At 64.7% G+C, this 13339-nt stretch carries 11 protein-coding genes; 4 read left to right on the top strand and 7 right to left on the bottom strand.

Translation table 11 applies throughout. From position 1 onward, the window contains the following. Positions 1–7: 7 nt before the first annotated feature. Positions 8–2245, top strand: coding sequence for a mannose-1-phosphate guanylyltransferase/mannose-6-phosphate isomerase (locus NKJ75_RS09100; protein WP_023834451.1), 2238 nt, complete (start codon positions 8–10; stop codon positions 2243–2245). A 188-nt stretch (positions 2246–2433) separates the two neighbouring features. Here NKJ75_RS09100 and betB read toward each other — a convergent pair whose 3' ends face one another. From betB to betI, 5 genes are read right to left on the bottom strand one after another with little or no spacing between them, the layout of a single operon-like run. Further along, positions 2434–3897: a betaine-aldehyde dehydrogenase gene (gene betB, locus NKJ75_RS09095; RefSeq protein WP_023754821.1), complete on the bottom strand. Its 1464-nt coding sequence runs from the start codon at positions 3895–3897 to the stop codon at positions 2434–2436. Positions 3898–3931: 34 nt separating this feature from the next. Further along, entirely contained in the window at positions 3932–5584 is a 1653-nt protein-coding gene (betA, locus tag NKJ75_RS09090) for a choline dehydrogenase (protein WP_023743711.1), read from the bottom strand. A 3-nt stretch (positions 5585–5587) separates the two neighbouring features. After that, positions 5588–6592: a threonine/serine dehydratase family protein gene (locus NKJ75_RS09085; RefSeq protein WP_023754820.1), complete on the bottom strand. Its 1005-nt coding sequence runs from the start codon at positions 6590–6592 to the stop codon at positions 5588–5590. Beyond that, positions 6589–8118: a choline-sulfatase gene (betC, locus tag NKJ75_RS09080; RefSeq protein ID WP_023834450.1), complete on the bottom strand. Its 1530-nt coding sequence runs from the start codon at positions 8116–8118 to the stop codon at positions 6589–6591. Before betC ends, NKJ75_RS09085 begins: the two co-directional genes overlap by 4 nt. A gap of 8 nt (positions 8119–8126) precedes the next feature. Beyond that, positions 8127–8717: a choline-binding transcriptional repressor BetI gene (gene betI, locus NKJ75_RS09075; RefSeq protein ID WP_023742680.1), complete on the bottom strand. Its 591-nt coding sequence runs from the start codon at positions 8715–8717 to the stop codon at positions 8127–8129. Positions 8718–8906: 189 nt separating this feature from the next. Between betI and NKJ75_RS09070 the strand changes: the two genes are divergently transcribed. Both NKJ75_RS09070 and NKJ75_RS09065 read left to right on the top strand, forming a co-directional pair. Continuing rightward, positions 8907–10073 carry an acetyl-CoA acetyltransferase gene (locus NKJ75_RS09070; RefSeq protein ID WP_023834449.1) on the top strand — a complete coding sequence of 389 codons (1167 nt, stop codon included), beginning with the start codon at positions 8907–8909 and terminating at the stop codon, positions 10071–10073. A gap of 27 nt (positions 10074–10100) precedes the next feature. Continuing rightward, complete coding sequence (locus NKJ75_RS09065; RefSeq protein WP_352499573.1) at positions 10101–11105, top strand: asparaginase; 1005 nt, start codon at positions 10101–10103, stop codon at positions 11103–11105. Here NKJ75_RS09065 and NKJ75_RS09060 read toward each other — a convergent pair. Then, complete coding sequence (locus NKJ75_RS09060; protein ID WP_352499572.1) at positions 11098–12453, bottom strand: TIGR03808 family TAT-translocated repetitive protein; 1356 nt, start codon at positions 12451–12453, stop codon at positions 11098–11100. The two genes, NKJ75_RS09065 and NKJ75_RS09060, sit on opposite strands and share 8 nt — an antisense overlap. Before the next feature lie 138 nt (positions 12454–12591). Here NKJ75_RS09060 and greA point away from each other — a divergent pair, with 138 nt between their 5' ends. Further along, positions 12592–13065 carry a transcription elongation factor GreA gene (gene greA, locus NKJ75_RS09055; RefSeq protein ID WP_023670749.1) on the top strand — a complete coding sequence of 158 codons (474 nt, stop codon included), beginning with the start codon at positions 12592–12594 and terminating at the stop codon, positions 13063–13065. Positions 13066–13072: 7 nt separating this feature from the next. Here greA and NKJ75_RS09050 read toward each other — a convergent pair whose 3' ends face one another. Then, positions 13073–13309: an AbrB/MazE/SpoVT family DNA-binding domain-containing protein gene (locus NKJ75_RS09050; protein ID WP_023834447.1), complete on the bottom strand. Its 237-nt coding sequence runs from the start codon at positions 13307–13309 to the stop codon at positions 13073–13075. Positions 13310–13339: the final 30 nt, after the last annotated feature.

Here is a 13339-nt window from a genome sequence, read left to right as displayed (position 1 = left end):
ACCTTTCATGACCGAGCGCATCGTCAGTTTTGTCATGAGCGGCGGTGTCGGTTCGCGGCTGTGGCCGCTGTCACGCGAGGACAACCCGAAACAGTTCCACGATCTTTCCGGCGACGGCTCGATGCTGGCCAAGACACTGCGCCGGCTGACGGCGCGGCCGGAGGGCGAAACGCCGATCTTCCTGATCGCCGCCGAGCGCCATGCCGAGCGCGTGCATGCCGACCTTGCCGGCCTCGACCTCGCCGGCGGTGGCCCGCTGTTCGAGCCGACCGGGCGCAACACGGCTGCCGCCGTGGCGCTGGCCGCGCTGCGCACATTGTCGGAGTTCGGCGACAGCCTGGTGCTGGTGGTGCCGTCAGACCACGAAATCGCCACGCCCAAGCAGTTCTGGCAGAGCGTCGAGGCGGGCAGCCAGGCAGCGCTTGCCGGCCGTCTGGTGGTGTTCGGCATCAAGCCGACGCAGCCCGAGACCGGCTATGGGTATATCGAAGTCGCAGCCGAAAGCGGCGGCGTCTTCGACGTGTCGCGCTTCGTCGAAAAGCCCGACCTCGCCACTGCGCAGAGCTATCTCAGTGCGGGCACCTTCTACTGGAACACCGGCATTTTCCTATTTCGCGCCGGCGCCATGCGCGACGCATTTGCGGCCTTCCAGCCCGACATCTGGCAGGCCACCGAAGCGGCCTACAAGGCAGCAACGAGCGACCTGTCCGGCCTCTATATGCCGCTCGACCTCTACGCCGCCATCCCGTCGAACTCGATCGACTACGCCATCATGGAACGGGCCAAGGACATCGCCATGGTGCCGGCCGGCTTCCGCTGGAACGACCTCGGCTCCTGGCAGTCGCTGCTTGATGTCGGCCCTGCCGACGCCAAGGGCAATGTCGTCGTCGGCGATGTCGTCGCCATCGATTGCGAGAACTCCTACATCCGCAGCGACGGCCGGCTTTTGTCGGCGATCGGCATGAAGGATGTCGCCATCGTCTCGACCGCGGACGCCACCTTCGTTGCCCCGGTCAGCCACAGCCAGCACGTCAAGAAGATCGTCGAGCAGCTGGAGAAATCGGGACGGCTGGAAACCAGGTTTACGCCGGCACACGACCGCGTCATCGAGAGCGGCGCCTGGCGTCGGCGCGTGCATCACTGGCTGTTCGAGGAGACCTTGCCGCTGTGGTCGACTTCAGGCGTCGATGAGCGTCATGGCGGCTTCCACGAGGCGCTCGGCTTCGACGGCGAGGCGCTGTTGAAGCCCAAGCGCATGCGCACGACGGCGAGGCAAGTCTACGCCTTCGCCGTTGCCAAGGCCCGCGGCTGGGACGGTCCTGCCGATCGCCTGATCGCCCATGGCATCGCCTTCATGGCCGGCAAGGGCCGCACGGACCGGGGCGGCTGGGTGCGCACGCTCAATGTCGACGGCTCCGTCGCCGACCCAACCGAGGATGCCTACGACCATTCCTGCGTGCTGCTGGCGCTGGCGCACGCGCATATGTGCGGCGATCCGGATGCGCTGCGGCTGGGCCAGGAGACCTTCGTGTTTCTCGACGCGCATCTCGAGGACAGCCGCATGACCGGCTTTCTCGAGACATCCGACGGCGAGGGCGAGCGGCGCTCCAACCCGCATATGCATCTGCTCGAGGCCTTCCTCGCCTGGTATGAGGCGACCGGCGACCGCACCTATCTGCGCCGCGCCGCGCGCATCATCGACCTTTTCCGCAGTCATTTCTTCGATGCCGAGAGCTGGACGCTGGGCGAATATTTCGACGCCGGGTGGAAGCCGGCCGCCGGCGAGAAGGGCACATGGACCGAGCCCGGCCATCATTTCGAATGGGCCTCGCTGCTCACCGATTTCGTCGCCCGCAGCGGTCAGGGCGAGTTGAGCAATTTTGCCCGCAAGCTCTACGCCTCGGCCATCGCCAACGGCCTCAACCGCGCCACCGGCCTTGCCTATGGCGCCGTCTCAAGACAAGGCCTGCCGCTCGACCTTGTATCGCGCAGCTGGCCACAGGCCGAAGCGATCAAGGCGGCGATCGCGCTTGACGGGCCTGGTGGCCCCGACCTCAAGCCGGAGATCGAGGCGCGCGTCGGCCGCCTGTTCCGCTGGCACATCGATCCGGCCCCGCTCGGCCTGTGGATTGACCGCATCGACGAACGCGGCCGCTCCTTGGCATCGGACGTGCCGGCCAGCATCTTCTATCATCTGGTCTGCGCGCTGACGCAGTATCTTGATGGGACAGCGCAGAAGGGGTGAAGCGTTGGAGCTGCCAATCTCCCCCCTTGCGGGGGAGATGCCTGGCAAGGCAGAGGGGGTGCTGTCCCGCCGACGTCTCCGCTACTCGAAGATCAGACCAAAGGTTGGCGATCCGTCACACCCCCCTCTGGCCTGCCGGCCATCTCCCCCGCAAGGGGGGAGATCAGCTGTCACTTCGCTTTCAACCCTCAATACGGGCTCGCCACGTCCCCGGTCTCGACATACACCGCCTTCAGCTGCGAATAGAGCGCTAAAGCCGCCAGCGAGTTCTCGCGCCCGATGCCGGATTGCTTCACCCCGCCAAACGGAATTTCCACCGGCGTCAGATTGTAGGCGTTTATCCAGCAGGTGCCGGCCTGCAGTTCGGCGATCACCCTATGAGCGCGCTGCAGGTCGCGGGTGAAGACGCCGGCGGCGAGGCCGAATTCGGTGTCGTTGGCGCGGTCGATCACCTCGTCCTCGCCGTCGAACTTCAGCACGCTCATCACCGGCCCGAAAATCTCCTCGCGCGCAATGCGCATCGTATCGGTGACACCGGTGAACACCGTCGGCTCGACAAAGAAGCCGCCATCGAACCCTTGCAGCGACGGCACGTTGCCACCGCAGGCGAGCGTTGCTCCATCCTGCCTGCCGGCCGCGATGTAGGAAACGACCTTCTCCTGCTGCGCCTTGTTGACCAGCGGCCCCATCTGCGTCTCAGGATCGAGCGGATCGCCGATGCGGATCTTTTTCGTCCGCTCGACCAGCCGGTCGACGAAGCGGTCATGGATGCCGCTTTGTACGAAAACACGCGTGCCGTTGGAGCAGATCTGCCCGGTCGAATAGAAATTGCCGAGCATGGCGCCGCCGATGGCGTTTTCGAGATCGGCATCGTCGAAGACGATCAGCGGCGACTTGCCGCCGAGCTCCATCGTGGCGTGCTTCATCTTCGAACCGGCGAGCGACAGCACCTTGCGGCCGGTCGGCACCGAGCCGGTCACCGAAACCTTGGCAACGACATCGTGGCCGACGAGGCCGGCGCCGACATCGCCATAGCCTTGCACCACGTTGAACAGCCCGTCGGGCAGGCCCGCCTCTGAGTAGATCTCGGCCAGCGCCAGCGCCGACAGCGGCGTGTTCTCCGAAGGCTTGAATACCATGGCGTTGCCCATGGCGAGCGCCGGGGCGGATTTCCAGCCGGCGATCTGGATCGGATAGTTCCAGGCGCCGATGCCGACGCACACACCGAGCGCCTCGCGGCGCGTATAGGCAAAAGGTCCACCAAGATCGATCGCCTCGCCGTTGAAGACGGCAACCGCGCCGCCGAAATATTCGAGGCAGTCGGCAGCCGACGGCGCATCCGCCACCAGCGTTTCCTGGATCGCCTTGCCGGTGTCGAGCGTCTCGATCCGCGCCAGATCTGCGTTGCGCGCGCGCAAAATGTCGGCGGCGCGGCGCAGGATGCGGCCACGCTCGACCGGCTTCATCCGCGCCCAGGCCGGTTGTGCGGCCCGCGCAGCTTCGATGGCGAGTTCCAGCACGTTCGGCGTCGCCGAATGCAAGGTGGCGATGATCTCGCCGGTCGCCGGATAGATCACCGGCAGCGGCGCGCCGCCTTCGTCCTCGATGTAGCGGCCGTTGACATAGTGCGATGCCGTTGGCTGGGCGCGCATATGAATTCTCCAATGGTCTTGGCCGGACAATGCCCTATCGATCCGCCACCTGCCAGCGCGGATTGATCCAGGGTTCCTGGTTGGATGGCGCCAGCGGCGTGCGGCCGAGAATGTGGTCGGAGGCCTTCTCGCCGGTCATGATCGACGGCGCGTTGAGGTTGCCGTTGGTCACCCGCGGGAAGATCGAGGAGTCGGCGACGCGCAGGCCGTCGACGCCGATGACCCGGCACTCCGGATCGACCACGCTCATGATGTCGTCGGCGCGGCCCATCTTGCACGTGCCGCACGGGTGGTAGGCACTCTCGGCATGATCGCGGATGAAGGCGTCGAGATCCTCGTCCGACTGGACGTGCGAACCCGGCGAGATTTCCTTGCCGCGAAAGCCGTCAAAAGCCTTCTGGCCGAAGATCTCGCGGGTCAGCCGGATGCAGTGGCGGAACTCGGTCCAGTCGTCTGGATGCGACATGTAGTTGAAGCGGATGACCGGCGTCGCTTTCGGGTCGGGCGAGCGCAGCGTCACCGAACCGCGCGACTTCGACCGCATCGGCCCGACATGCGCCTGGAAGCCATGCGCCTTCGCCGCCGCCTTGCCGTCATAGCGCACCGCCGCCGGGATGAAGTGGTACTGGATATCGGGGTAGTCGACACCGGCCTGCGAGCGTACGAAGGCCGCGGCCTCGAAATGGTTGGTGGCGCCGAGGCCGGTCTTGAAGAACAGCCACTGCGCCCCGATCAGCGTCTTGGAGAATGGGTTGAGAACCGAATTCAGCGTGATCGGCTGGGTCGATTCCTGCTGGATGTAGAGCTCCATATGATCCTGCAGATTGCGGCCGACACCGGGCCGGTCGGCCACGACTTGGATGCCGTTCTCCGTGAGATGCGCGGCCGGGCCGATACCGGATAGCATCAGGATCTTGGGCGAATTGATCGACGATGCGGCGACGATCACCTCACGTCGTGCCTTAACGACCTGAATCTGTTTGTGAGCTTCGATCTCGACTCCGACGGCACGCTGATTCTCGATGATCACCCGGCGGGCGAAGCCTCTGATCACGCTGACATTTTGCCGCTTGAGCGCCGGCTTCAGATAGGCTGACGCCGCCGACCAGCGGCGGCCGCCGCGAATGGTTTGCTCCATCGGTCCGAAGCCTTCCTGCTTCGAGCCATTGTAGTCGTCGGTCAGTTCGAACCCGGCTTGGCGGCCGGCCTCGACAAAGGCGCCGTAGAGCGGATTCTTGCGCGGGCCACGCTGGACGTGCAGCGGGCCGCCGTGGCCGCGCCAGCCGTCCTCGCCGCCGTCACTGTCCTCCATGCGCTTGAAATAGGGCAGCACGTCGGCGAAGCCCCAGCCGGCCGCCCCCTGTTCGGCCCAGTGGTCGAAGTCGCGTGCGTGGCCCCTGACATAGACCATGCCGTTGATCGAGGACGAGCCGCCGATCACCTTGCCGCGTGGCGTCGCCAGCACGCGGCCGCCGAGATGCGGCTCCGGTTCGCTGGCAAAGCCCCAGTCGTAAAGGCTCATGTTGAGCGGGATCGACAGCGCCGACGGCATCTGGATCAGCGGCCCGATGTCGGTGCCGCCGAACTCGATGACGATCACCGAATGCTTGCCGTCTTCCGACAGTCGGTAGGCCATGGCCGAGCCGGCCGAGCCGGAGCCGATGATGACGAAGTCTGCTTCAAGCATGGTTCACATGCGCCCATCGTTCATATGCGAAATAAAATCGGCGAGCGAGACATTGCCGCCGGTAGCCATGACCAGGACCGTTTTACCCGCCACATCCACCTTGCCGCCGAGCAGCGCCGCCAGAGAGGCGGCGCCTGACGGCTCGAGCACCAGCTTCATCCGTTCGAAGGCGATCTTCATTGCCCGCCTAACCGATTGGTCGTCGACGGTGATGCCGCGCACGCCGGCGGTCTTGACCGCCGCGAACGGCGCGTCGCCCGGCCGCCGCGACATCAGCCCGTCGCAAATCGATTTCGGCGCGATCGGCATGGTCTCGATGGCGCCATGCGCTAGCGATGCACCCATGCCGTTGAAGCCTTCCGGCTCGACGCCGATGATCTCGGTTGCTGGCGACAGATAGTGGAAGGCGAGCGACATGCCGCCGATCAGTCCGCCGCCGCCGACTGAGCAGAACAGAAGGTCGGCACTGGCGTCCTTTGCCTCGAGTTGTTCGAGCGCTTCGAGCCCGGCGCCGGCCTGGCCGGCAACGATCTCCGGATCGTCGAATGGATGCAGCAACGCCAGCCCTTCGGTCTCGGCAATCTCGCGGGCCTTGGCGGCTGCGACCTCTTCACGGGCGCGCTCGCCATGATCGGTCAGCACGACGCGCGCGCCATAACCTGCGGTCGCATCGCGCTTGGCGGCCGGCGCGTCGATCGGCATGACGATGGTGACGGGAATGCCGAGCGCCTGGCCGGCAGCCGCCAACCCTTGCGCGAAATTGCCGGAGGAGTAGGCGACGACGCCTTTTCTGGCCTCATCCGGCGACAGCCGCTTCAACCGCCAATAGGCCCCGCGCACCTTGAACGATCCCGCCCATTGCAGCGATTCCGGTTTGATGAAGACGCGGGCCGCACCCGTCTCCTTGGCCAAGGCTGTCGATTCCAGCAAAGGCGTGATCTGCGTCGCCTTCGACGTCACGGCATAGGCCTGTCTGAGGTGCTCGAGGGAGGGGACAATTGTCATCATTCGCCTCGCGGAAAGCGTTTCTGTTCCTCGAGATTGTCGAGGTTCATGTGGTTGCGCATGTAGCGTTCCGACGCCTTCTGCAGTGGCTGGAACTCCCAGGGGTAATGCGTGCCGTTGCGCAGCGCGGGATAAACCACCCAGCGCCGCGCCTGGCTGACGCGCACCGCGGCATCGAAGGCCGCCATGTCCCAGCGCGCCCGCACTGCTCCTGTGAAGGCGGCCACCAGATCGGCATGCGCCGGATCGGCGGCAAGATTGGTGCGTTCTTGCGGATCGGCTTCGAGATCGAACAGAAGCGGCGGGTCGATCTCGCAATGGATGAATTTGTAGCGGCCGTCGCGGATCGCCACCAACGGCGCGTTGGAGCCCTCGGCGGCATATTCCATCAGCACCGGCGCGGTGCGCTGTCCGCCATCAAGCAACGGCAGCAGCGACTGGCCATCGGTCCACGGTGCGATCGCGGAGATGTCGATGCCGGCGAGATCGCACAATGTCGGCGTCACGTCGAGGTTGGAGACCGGCGCCTCGATCAGCCCTGCAGGAATGCCTTTGCCGGCGATCATCAAAGGTACTCGCGCCGAGCCCTCGAAAAAATTCATCTTGAACCACAGGCCGCGCTCGCCAAGCATGTCGCCATGGTCGGAGCAGAACAGGATGATGGTGTCGTCCAGCATGCGCGTTCGCTCCAGCACTGACATCAACTCGCCGACCTTGTCGTCGAGATAGGAGATGTTGGCGTAGTAGCCGCGCCGCGAGCGGCGGATCTGCTCCGGCGTGATGTTGAAACTGTCGTAGTCGCTGGCCCGGTAAAGCCGTTGCGAATGCGGGTCCTGATGGGCATAGGGGATGAATCCCACCTCCGGCTCAAGCGCCGGACAGTCTTCATAGAGATCCCAATATTGCCGCCGTGCGACATAGGGGTCGTGCGGGTGGGTGAAGGAAACCGTCAGGCACCAGGGCCGGCTGGCCTCGTCCTCGGAGGTGCGGGCAAGATCGTAGAGTTTTTGCACCGCGTGGAAGGCGACCTCGTCGTCATACTCCATCTGGTTGGTGATCTCGGCAACGCCGGCGCCGGTGACCGAGCCCAGATTGTGATACCACCAGTCGATGCGCTCGCCGGGCTTGCGGTAATCCGGCGTCCAGCCGAAATCGGCGGGATAGATGTCGGTGGTCAGCCGCTCCTCGAAACCGTGCAACTGGTCCGGCCCGACGAAATGCATCTTGCCCGACAGGCAGGTGTAGTAGCCGGCGCTGCGCAGATGATGCGCATAGGTCGGGATCGAGGAAGCGAATTCGGCGGCGTTGTCATAGACCTGGGTGCGCGACGGCAATTGCCCGCTCATGAAAGCGGCGCGGCCCGGCGCGCAAAGCGGCGAGGCCGTGTAGTTGTTGCCGAAGCGCGCCGAGCGTGCGGCCAGCGCCTTGAGATGCGGCACATGCAGGAAGTCCGCCGGCCCGTCCGCAAACAGCGTGCCGTTGAGCTGATCGACCATGACGATCAGGATGTTGGGTCGCCTTGATATCACTGAGGCTGTCACTGTGTCTGTCGCCCGCCGAGTTTGATTTCGAGATAATCTTCGACCAGCGCGATCGCGGTTTGAGCATCCGGCACGCCGTCCTTCAGCGCGCGCCTGATGTACAGCCCGTCGATCATCGCCGCGACCGCTTCCGCCGCGCGGTCGGCCTCGTTGCGCGGCAGTATGCCGGTCAGTCCGCTCATCAGGTTCGAGTGCAGCCGCCGCGCATAGACCCTGAGCAGCCGGCGCAGGGCCGATGATTTCTGTGCCTCGACATAAAAGGCGAGCCAGGCCGCGATGGTTTCCGGCCGGAACTGGATGTCGGAGAAGTTGACGGCGACCACCGCCGAGACGCGTTCGCGCGGCGAGCCGGCGGATTGCAGGGCGCGCCGCATGTCGATGGTCAGCTCGGCCAGTATGTGCCGCATCGTCGCCAGAAGGAGCTCGTCCTTGGCGCCGAAATAATGATGGGCGAGGGCTGAGGATACACCGGCACGGCCGGCGATCTCCGACATGGTCACATCAAGCGAGCCGCGCTCGCCGATCGCCGAGATCGTCGCGTCGATGAGCGCCTTGCGGCGCAACGGTTCCATTCCGACTTTCGGCATTGGGGAGATCCAGATCAAAACAGAGATTATTTTCTATTGACGGATCAATCAATAAAAAACTCGCGCTCGGATCAACCGATCGTGTCGCTCTGGCCCATCCCTTGGACTGGAAAACGGTTCACTGTTGAACAATATTAGAGGCTGATGCCGCGCTATGACATGTTAGGCTTGCGGCGAACGGAGGTTGCCATGACCGGATGCATCGTCGGCTGGGCGCATTCGCGCTTCGGCAAGCTTGAAGGCGAGACGCTCGAGGGCCTGATCACAAAGGTCGCGGTCGACGCGCTCGACCATGCCGGCATTGGCCCGGACGAGGTCGACGAGATCGTGCTCGGCCATTTCAACGCCGGCTTCTCCCCTCAGGATTTTACCGCCAGCCTGGTGCTGCAGGCCGATGACCGGCTGCGCTTCAAGCCGGCGACGCGGGTCGAGAACGCCTGCGCCACGGGTTCGGCAGCGGTCCGCCAAGGCATCCGCGCCATCGACGCCAATGCCGCCCGCATCGTGCTGGTGGTCGGTGCCGAGCAGATGACGACGACGCCCGGCCCCGAGATCGGCAAGAACCTGCTCAAGGCTTCCTATCTGCCGGAAGAGGGCGACACGCCGGCCGGTTTTGCCGGCGTCTTCGGCAAGATCGCACAGGCCTATTTCCAGCGTTATGGCGACCAGTCGGATGCGCTGGCGATGATCGCCGCCAAGAACCACAAGAACGGCGTCGACAATCCGTACGCGCAGATGCGCAAGGATTTCGGCTACGAATTCTGCCGCCAGGAAAGCGAGAAGAACCCCTTTGTGGCCGGTCCGCTGAAGCGCACCGACTGCTCCCTGGTTTCCGACGGCGCCGCCGCCCTTGTGCTGACCGACACCTCGACGGCGTTGAAGATGCGCCGCGCCGTCGCCTTCCGCGCCAACGAGCATGTCCAGGATTTCCTGCCGATGTCGAAGCGTGACATCCTGTCCTTCGAAGGCTGCGAGCAGGCCTGGAACCAGGCTTTGAAGAAGGCCGGCGTGACGCTCGACGACCTCTCCTTCGTCGAGACGCATGACTGCTTCACCATTGCCGAGCTGATCGAATATGAGGCGATGGGCCTAGCCAAGCCGGGCGAGGGCGGCAGGCTGGCGCTAGACGGCACGACTGCAAAAGACGGCAGGCTGCCGGTCAACCCTTCGGGCGGGCTGAAGGCCAAGGGCCATCCGATCGGCGCCACCGGTGTGTCGATGCATGTGCTGACCGCCATGCAGTTGACCGGCGAAGCAGGCGGCATCCAGGTGCCGGACGCAAAGCTTGGCGGCATCTTCAACATGGGTGGCGCTGCCGTCGCCAACTACGTTTCCATCCTCGACCGGATCAGGTAGAAGCGGCCCGTATTTTTCGGGGTGGTGATGACAAATCCGGTTCTGGTCGAAGTCTTGCGCGGCGCGATCGTCGAGAGCGCCCATCGCGGCGCTGTCGCAATCTTTGACGGTGACGGCAAGCCTGTCCTGGAGATCGGCGATACGGCGCGGCCGGTGTTTCCGCGCTCGGCGGTCAAGGCGATCCAGGCGCTGCCGCTGGTCGAAACGGGTGCCGCCGATGCCTATGGCTTCGGCGACCGCGAACTGGCGCTGGCCTGCGCTTCACATTCAGGCGAACCCGCGCATGTCGAACTGGCGCAGGCGATGCTGGCCAAGGCCGACCTCGACAAGTCGGCGCTGGAATGCGGCGCGCATTGGCCGTCGAGCCACGACGCGACGATCGCACTGGCCCGCACAGGCGTCTCGCCGAACGCACTGCACAACAATTGCTCGGGCAAGCATTCCGGATTTCTCTGCACCTGCGTGCACTCAGGGATTGCCCACCAAGGCTACGTCAAGGCAGGCCATGGTTTGCAGGAGATGGTGCGCGACGCCATGCAGGCGGTGACCGGCGCTGCCCACGATGCGGATCACCGGGCAACCGATGGCTGCTCGATCCCCACCTATGCCGTGCCGCTGAAAAGTTTTGCCCTTGGCTTTGCCCGCATGGCTACGGGCAGGAGCTTTGGCCCTGAGCGTGCCAAGGCGGCCAAACGCCTGCTGTCTGCCTGCATGGCCGAGCCTTTCCTGGTCGCCGGCACCGGCAAGGCCGATGTGGCGCTGATGCAGGCCGCGCCCGGCCGCATCTTCGTCAAGACGGGCGCCGAAGGCGTCTATTGCGCTGCCGTTCCGGAGCTTGGCCTCGGCATCGCGCTGAAATGTGATGACGGCGCCGGCCGCGCCGCCGAGGTGATGATTGCTGCTGTGCTGGCAAAACTTCTCAGCGCCGACGGCGCACTGGCGGCGAACCTTCTGGAGCGGGCCAATCCGCCGATCGAAAGCCGCATCGGCGCCAAGGTCGGCTCGCTGCGGTCGACGACGACGCTCAGCTGACCCTGTTTCGCTCGACCGTCAGGTGCGCATAGCCGCTATCGCTCGACCGCGCGAGGTCGCCGGTCGCCCGTTCGGCCCAGCGCTGGCCGATGATGGCGCCGTTCTCGGCGCCGTCGACGACGTTGTCGGAGATGATGGCGTTCCCAGCGCCCTCGACCACAGTGACGGCGATGCCGGTTCCGGCCTGACGAATGATGTTTCCCGTCGCCACAACATTGCGCATATAGGCGCCCCAGCCGATCTGCATGCCGTAGAGCGGCGCGTTCTCGATGACATTGCCCGAGACGGTGGTGTCGGCCTCGACGCTGATACCGACGCCGAAGCCCGGCGCGTCGGCGGGGTAGGGGCCGGTGGTCGAGAGGTTGCGCACGATGTTGTTCGAGCAGACACCCATACGGCCGCCCTCGTTGAAATTGACGATCGAGATGCCGTTAGCGGCACCATCGACGATGTTGTTGCCGATGATGGCGCCTTCGAAGGAGAATTCGGAATAGAGCGCGGTTTCGCCCGACCGCGAGCAGGTGTTCCCGGTCATCTGCAGATTGCTTGAACTGTTGGCGCGGATCGCCGAGAAGGCGCAGTCCGAGACGATGTTGCCGGTGACGGAGACATTGCCGGCACGGAATGCGTTGATGCCATTGCCGTTCTGCCCGGTGCCGCCGCTGCGCGCGCCGATCCGCTGCACGCGGTTGCCGCTGACGATCGTGCCGTCCTCGGCCTGCTGCCAGCGATGGACAAGAATGCCGCCATTGCCGCAGTCGGATACGGCATTATCGGATATCGCCAGGCCAGCGGCCTCGACGGAGTAGATGCCGGCGTCCGCAGCCCCCGAAATCTCGGAGCGCTCGACGCGGCCCGACGCATGCTCCAGCGCCAGCCCATGCTTGCAGCTGCCGGTGATCGTGCAATTGTCGATGACGAGATGGGCGACGCGGCGCAGGTCGAGCAGGCCTTGCGCATCGTCGGCCAACCCGCCGTTGGCGCCGTCGAAGACCAATGCGGTGAACTCTATATGCTCGGCCTGTTCGGCCGTCAGCAAATGGCCATTGCCGCCATAGAGGATGCGCGAGGCGCCCGGCACGCCCGAAAGCCTGACGCGGGCGGGCAGGGTCAGGTTGGACACGACATAGGTGCCCGGCGGCAGGAACACCGGCGCATTGCGCTGGCTTGCCTCGGCTAGCATCCTGGCAAAGGCCTTGCTCTGGTCGTCCGGTGCGTCCGGCTCCACGCCAAGCTCGGCGGCGTTGATCGAGCCGCGCACCGCCGTTTTCGCCAAGGCGTTGCCCACCGAAAGGCCGAGCACGGCAAAGCCGGCCGTCCCCTGCAGAAGCGTTCGTCTGTTCAACATCGGCACATCCCTTGCGATCATCCGGCTGATCGCAGGAATTGGGCCAGCCGCATAGGTCTCCGCTCGGCCATAGTCCGGCCAATGACCTGGTCCGGCAAGTGGCTTGTGCAGTCACGGAAGCGGGCCTAAGTTTATCCGATGAGCAGAGCTTTTACCCGCGAGGAAGACAGCGAAAACGCCATTGCCGGCATCGGCGAGCGGCCGATCAGCCAACACCGCAATCTGGTGACGGAGCGCGGCCTGGCGATGATCGAGGACAATCTGGCCGATCTGCGCGACATTTTGGCGAAAGCCGAGCGAAAAGCCGATCGCGAGCGCATTGCCGTCGTCTCGCGCGACCTGCGCTACTGGACAGCGCGCCGCGAAAGCGCCGAGCTTTCCGTGCCGGAACCGGGCAGCGACCAGGTGCGCTTCGGCATGGGTGTCACGCTGGAAAGCGATGACGGCAAGAAAGTGCACTGGAAGATCGTCGGCGAGGACGAGGCCGACCCCTCAAAGGGCAGCATCTCACACGTCTCGCCAATGGCCGTGGCGCTGTTCGGCAAGAAGGTCGGCGACGTCGCAAGCGTCAACGGCAAGGAATGGGAAATCGTCAAGCTGTCGGACGCCTGACGCCAGCTCACCCTATTTGCACAGCCAGCTTTCGCAACGCGGGCTCATACTTGTCCATGACACCGCGAGCAGCAAGCATTTCCCGTTCGACGTCGTCACACGGCACCGGCCTTAGGATGATGCCGTCGTCGGTTTCGATGATCTGGAGTTCATCGCCCACCTGCAGGCCCAAGCTGTCGAGCGTTTCCCGCGGCAGGATTACAACGCCCGATCCGTCCTCAAGTCCGTGAATGATGGTGTTCATAGCTATACCATAGGTTGCGCCCGATATTGT

It is taken from the genome of Mesorhizobium sp. M0058, assembly GCF_040323095.1.
Taxonomy (GTDB): Bacteria; Pseudomonadota; Alphaproteobacteria; order Rhizobiales; family Rhizobiaceae; genus Mesorhizobium.
Note: the sequence above shows the minus strand (reverse complement) of the source record. Positions and strands in the feature narration are given on the sequence as shown.